Source organism: Actinophytocola xanthii (assembly GCF_001921205.1).
Taxonomy (GTDB): domain Bacteria; phylum Actinomycetota; class Actinomycetes; order Mycobacteriales; family Pseudonocardiaceae; genus Actinophytocola; species Actinophytocola xanthii.
Genome location: NZ_MSIE01000118.1, coordinates 1 through 6,145, shown reverse-complemented (window position 1 = coordinate 6,145; position 6,145 = coordinate 1). Strand labels below are relative to the sequence as shown.

1 protein-coding gene is annotated in these 6,145 nt (G+C 76.7%); it reads left to right on the top strand.

What is annotated here, in order from left to right; translation table 11 throughout:
- Window positions 1-6,145: type I polyketide synthase (locus BU204_RS36240; protein ID WP_143230007.1), on the top strand; the 6,145-nt coding region annotated here is incomplete at both ends.

The following is a 6,145-nucleotide window of genomic DNA, read 5'->3' as shown; positions in this document are numbered from 1 at the left end:
AGCGGCGCGGCCACGGCCGACGGCCTGGTGCGCCGGCTGCTCGCGCTCGCTCCCGAGGAGCGGTCGGCCGAGCTCGCCGAGCTCGTCCGCGGCCGGGTCGCCGCCGTGCTCGGCCACGCCGACCCCGCCGCCGTCGCCACCGGGCGCACCTTCCGCGAGCTGGGCTTCGACTCCCTGACCGCCGTCGAGCTGCGCAACGCGCTGTCGGCGGAGACCGGGCTGCGCCTGCCCGCCACGCTCGCCTTCGACTTCCCGACGACCGACGCGCTGACCGAGTACCTGCTCGCCGAGCTGCTCGGCGAGGGCGACGCGCTCGAGCCGGCCACCGGCCCGGCGGTCGTCGCCGGCGACCCCGTGGTGATCGTCGGTATGGGCTGCCGCTACCCGGGCGGGGTCCGCGGACCCGAGGACCTCTGGCGCCTTGTCGCCGACGGGGTCGACGCCACCAGCGAGTTCCCCACCGACCGGGGCTGGGACCTGGACGCCCTGTTCGACCAGGACCCGGACCGGGTCGGGACCTCCGACACCCGCCGCGGCGGCTTCCTGCACGAGGCGGCCGAGTTCGACGCCGCGTTCTTCGGTATGTCGCCCCGCGAGGCCGTCGCCTCCGACGCCCAGCAGCGGCTGCTGCTCGAGGTCTCCTGGGAGGCGCTGGAGCAGGCCCGGATCGACCCGACCTCGCTGCGCGGCAGCCGGACCGGAGTCTTCGCCGGCGTCATGTACAGCGACTACGGGACGCTGCTGGCCGGCGGCGAGTACGGCGGTTACCAGAGCACCGGCGGCGCGCCGAGCGTCGCCTCCGGCCGGGTCGCCTACGCGCTGGGGCTCGAGGGCCCGGCGGTCACCGTGGACACCGCCTGCTCCTCCTCGCTCGTCGCGATCCACCTCGCCGCCCAGGCGCTGCGGGCGGGGGAGTGCTCGCTCGCGCTCGCCGGCGGGGTCTCGGTGATGGCCACCCCGACCACCTTCGTGGACTTCTCCCGCCAGGGCGGGCTCGCCCCGGACGGGCGGTGCAAGTCCTACTCCGACGACGCCGACGGCACCGGCTGGTCGGAGGGCGTGGGCGTGGTCGTGCTGGAGCGGCTCTCCGACGCCCGGCGCAACGGCCACCGGGTGCTCGCCGTGGTGCGGGGTTCGGCGGTGAACTCCGACGGCGCCTCCAACGGCCTGACCGCGCCGAACGGTCCCTCGCAGCAGCGGGTGATCCACGCCGCGCTCGGCTCGGCCGGGCTCGGGGCGTCCGATGTGGACGTGGTGGAGGGCCATGGGACCGGCACCACGCTCGGTGACCCGATCGAGGCGCAGGCCCTGCTCGCGACCTACGGGCGGGACCGGCGGACGCCGCTGCTGCTCGGCTCGGTCAAGTCCAACCTCGGCCACACCCAGGCCGCCGCCGGCGTCGCCGGCGTGGTGAAGATGGTCATGGCCATGCGGCACGGCCGGGTCCCCCGGACCCTGCACGCGGCCCACCCGTCCTCCCATGTGGACTGGTCGGCCGGCGCGGTCTCGCTGGCGACCGACGAGGTCACCTGGCCCGAGGTCGGCCGGCCGCGCCGCGCGGGAATCTCGTCGTTCGGCATCAGCGGGACCAACGCGCACCTCATCCTGGAGGCGCCCGCGCCCGACGCGGTCCCGCCGGCCGCGCCGAGGCCCCTGGCGGTCGTGCCCTGGGTGCTCTCCGCGAAGTCCCCGGCCGCCCTCGACGAGCAGCTCGCCCGGGTGCCGGCGCTGACCGGTGACCCGTCCGACGTCGCCCACTCGCTGCTCACCACCCGCACCCGGTTCGACCACCGGGCCGTCGTCCTGCCCGACGGGACGACGCTGGCCCGCGACACGGTGCGGGACGGGCGGACCGCGTTCGTGTTCTCCGGCCAGGGCTCCCAGCGGCTGGGCATGGGCCGCGAGCTGCACGCCCGGTTCCCGGCCTTCGCCGCCGCGTTCGACGAGGTCGCCGCGGAGTTCCCGGGGCTGCGGGAGGTCATGTGGGAGGACGGCCCGCTGGACGAGACCGGGTGGGCTCAGCCCGCCCTGTTCGCGGTCGAGGTCGCCTCGTTCCGGCTGCTCGAGTCCTGGGGTGTGCGGCCGGACCACGTGGTCGGGCACTCGATCGGCGAGCTGGCCGCGGCGCACGTCGCGGGCGTGCTGTCGCTGCCGGACGCGTGTGCGGTGGTGTCGGCGCGGGCGCGGCTGATGCAGGCGCTGCCGGCGGGCGGCGCGATGGTCGCGGTTCGGGCCACGGCGGAGGAGGTGCTGGCGCAGCTGGCCGACGGCGTGTCGATCGCCGCGGTGAACGGGCCGGAGTCGGTCGTGCTGTCGGGCGACGAGGACGCCGTCCTCGCCGTCGCCGCGCGGTTCGCGAAGACGACGAGGCTGCGCACCAGCCACGCCTTCCACTCCGCGCTGATGGAGCCCATGCTCGACGAGCTCGGCGCCGCGATCGACGGAATCACCGCACACCCTGCCCGGATCCCGCTCGTCCACACCGGACCGGACTACGGCACCGCCGCGTACTGGGTGCGGCAGGTCCGCGAACCGGTCAGGTTCGCTGACGCGGTCCGGGCGCTCGCCGAGGCGGGCGTCACCCGGTTCGTGGAGGTGGGCCCCGGCGGGGCGCTGTGCGCCGCGGTCGGCGAGACCCTGCCCGACGCGGTCACCGTGCCGCTGCTGCGGGGGGACCGGCCCGAGGAGCTGTCCGCGCTCACCGCGCTCGCCACCTTGCACGCCACCGGCGCCACGGTGGACTGGGCCGCCCTGCTGCCCACGGGCTCCACTGTGGACCTCCCCACCTACCCGTTCCAGCGCCGCCGGTTCTGGCCGGTCCTCGACCGGCGCGCCGGCGATCTCACCGCGGCCGGGCTCGGTCGCGCCGACCACCCGCTGCTCGCCGGCACGGTCGAGCTTGCCGGCGACGGCGGCGTCGTGCTCACCGGCCGGGTCTCGCTGACCACCCACCCCTGGCTCGGCGACCACCGGATCGCCGGGGCGGCGGTCCTTCCCGGCGCCGCCCTGCTCGAGCTGGCCTCGCGCGCCGCCGACGAGGTCGGGTTCGCGCAGGTCGCGGAGCTGACGCTGCTGACCCCGCTGGTGCTGCCCGAGCCCGGCGCCGTGCGGCTCCAGGTCCGGGTCGGCGCCGTGGACCCGACCGGGACCAGGCCGGTGACCATCCACTCGCGACCCGATGGCCGGGATGCGGGGGAGTGGACCCGGCACGCGGCCGGGACCCTCGCCCTGGCCCCCGTCGCCGCGGCCGACCCGCTGCCGACCTGGCCGCCACCGCGGGCCGAGCCGCTCGACGTGACCGACTGCTACGAGACCTTCGCCGACGCCGGCTACGGCTACGGTCCGGCCTTCGCCGGCCTGCGCGCGGTCTGGCGCCGGGATGCCCACGTCTACGCCGAGGTCACCCTGCCCGAGGAGGCGACCGGCGGCTTCACCCTCCACCCCGCCCTGCTCGACGCGGCCCTGCACCCGCTCCTGGTCACCCGGCCCCCGACCGGCGAGCAGCGCCTGCCCTTCGCCTGGGCCGGCGTCTGCGTCCACGCCACGGGCTCGACGGCGCTGCGGGTCCACCTGGTCGACAACGGCGAGGACGGCGTCTCGATCACCGCCACCGACACCGCCGGCACCCCCGTCCTCACCGTCGCCTCCATGCGCGACCGCGCCCTGACCGGCGACCTGCCGGTCGCCGCCACCAACCCGGTGTACGCGGTCGACTGGGTGCCGGTCACCACCGAGGGCCGCGCACACCCCGTGCCCCTGGCGGACCTCGCCGGCGACGCCACCGCGCCGCTGGTGCTCACCGACCTCCACACCTCCGAGGGCGACCTCGCGGCCGCCACCCACGAGACCGTGCGGCGCACGCTCACGCTGGTCCAACGCTGGCTCCGCGAGGACCGCTTCGCCGACTCCCGCCTGGTGCTGCGCACCCGCGGCGCGACCGACGGCAGCGACCCGGCCGCCGCCGCGGCCTGGGGCCTGGTCCGCTCCGCCCAGGCCGAACACCCCGGACGGTTCACCCTCCTCGACACCGACACCGACACCGGTGAGCAGGTCCACGTCGCGCTGCCCGAGGAGCCGGAGCTGGCCCTGCGGGACGGGCGGCTCCTCGCGCCGCGCCTGCACCGGACCGCACCCGCCTCCGCGCCCGAGTGGGACCGCGACGGCACCGTCCTGATCACCGGCGGGACCGGGGCACTCGGCCGGGAACTGGCCCGCCACCTGGTCACCCGGGGGTTCCGGCACCTCGTGCTCGCCAGCCGGCGCGGCCCGGCCGCCGACGGCGCGATGGAGCTGGGCGACGAGCTGGCCGCGGGGGGTGCCGACGTCCGCGTCGTGGCCTGCGACCTCACCGACCCGGACGCCGTCGCCGACCTCGTCGCCGGCTGCCGCGCGGAGCGGCCGCTGACCGCGGTCGTGCACACCGCGGGGGTCACCGACGACGGCGTGGTCACCGCGCTGGGCGAGGACCGGCTCGCCTCGGTCCTCGCGCCCAAGGTCGACGCCGCCTGGCTGCTGCATCGGGCCACCGCCGACCAGCCGCCGGCCGGTTTCGTGCTGTTCTCCTCGGCCGCCGGCGTCTTCGGCGCCGCGGGGCAGGCCAACTACGCGGCGGCCAACGCCTTCCTCGACGCCCTCGCCCGGCACCGCGCCGCCGCCGGTCTGCCCGCCGCCTCCCTCGCCTGGGGCGCCTGGGAGACCGGGATGGCCGGCGAGCTGTCCGACGTGGACCGGGAGCGGATCACCAGGAGCGGGTTCCGCCCGCTTGGCGTGCCGGCCGGGCTCGCCCTGTTCGACCGGGCCGCCCGGTGCGACGGCGCCGTCGTGCTCGCCCCGCTGGACACCGCCGTGCTGCGCGCGCTGCCCGACGTGCCGCCGCTGCTGCGCGACCTCGTCGGCACCCGCCGCCGTGTCGCCGCCGACGCCGCGGCCGACCTGTCCGCCGACTCCGTGCGCGACCTGGTCCGCGCCCGGGTCGCCGCCGTCCTCGGACACGCCGACCCGGCCGAGGTCGGTATGCGCGAGTCCTTCCGCGAGCTGGGGTTCGACTCGCTCACCGCGGTGGAGCTGCGCAACGAGCTGTCGGCCGCCACCGGCCTGCGCCTGCCCGCGACGCTGGTGTTCGACTTCCCCACCGGCGACGACCTCGCCGACCACCTACTCGCCCGGCTGCACGGCGACGACGACACGGCGGGCGTCCCGACCGGAGACCCGCGCCCCGCCGACGAACCCGTCGCGATCGTCGGCATGGGCTGCCGCTACCCGGGCGGGGTGCGCGGACCCGACGACCTGTGGCGGCTGGTCGCCGAGGGAGTGGACGCGATCACCGACTTCCCGGCCGACCGCGGGTGGGAGGTCCCGTTCCACCCCGACCCCGACCACCCCGGCACCACCTACGTCCGCTCCGGCGGTTTCCTTCACGACGCCGCCGAGTTCGACGCCGCCTTCTTCGGCATGTCCCCCCGCGAGGCCGTGGCCACCGACGCCCAGCAGCGGCTGCTGCTGGAGACCTCCTGGGAGGCGCTCGAACGCGCCGGGATCGACCCGACGACGCTGCGCGGCAGCCGGACCGGGGTGTTCGCCGGTGTCATGTACAGCGACTACGGGACGCTGCTCGGTGCGGAGTTCGAGGGCCACCAGGGCACCGGCAGCACGCCCAGCGTCGTGTCCGGACGGGTGGCCTACGCCCTGGGCCTGGAGGGTCCCGCGGTCAGCGTGGACACCGCCTGCTCGTCCTCCCTGGTGTCGCTGCACCTGGCCGCCCAGGCGCTGCGGGCCGGGGAGTGCTCGCTCGCGCTGGCCGGCGGCGTGACCGTCATGGCGACGCCGGGCATCTTCGTCGAGTTCTCCCGCCAGCGGGGGCTGTCCCCCGACGGCCGGTGCAAGGCCTACGGCGACGGCGCCGACGGCACCGGCTGGTCGGAGGGCGTGGGAGTGCTGGTGCTTGAGCGGCTCTCGGACGCGGTCCGCAACGGGCACCGGGTGCTGGCGGTGGTGCGTGGCTCGGCGGTGAACTCCGACGGCGCCTCCAACGGCCTCACCGCCCCCAACGGCCCGGCCCAGCAGCGGGTGATCCGGGCCGCGCTCACCGCCGCCGGGCTGTCCACCTCGGACGTCGACGTGGTCGAGGGCCACGGGACCGGCACGC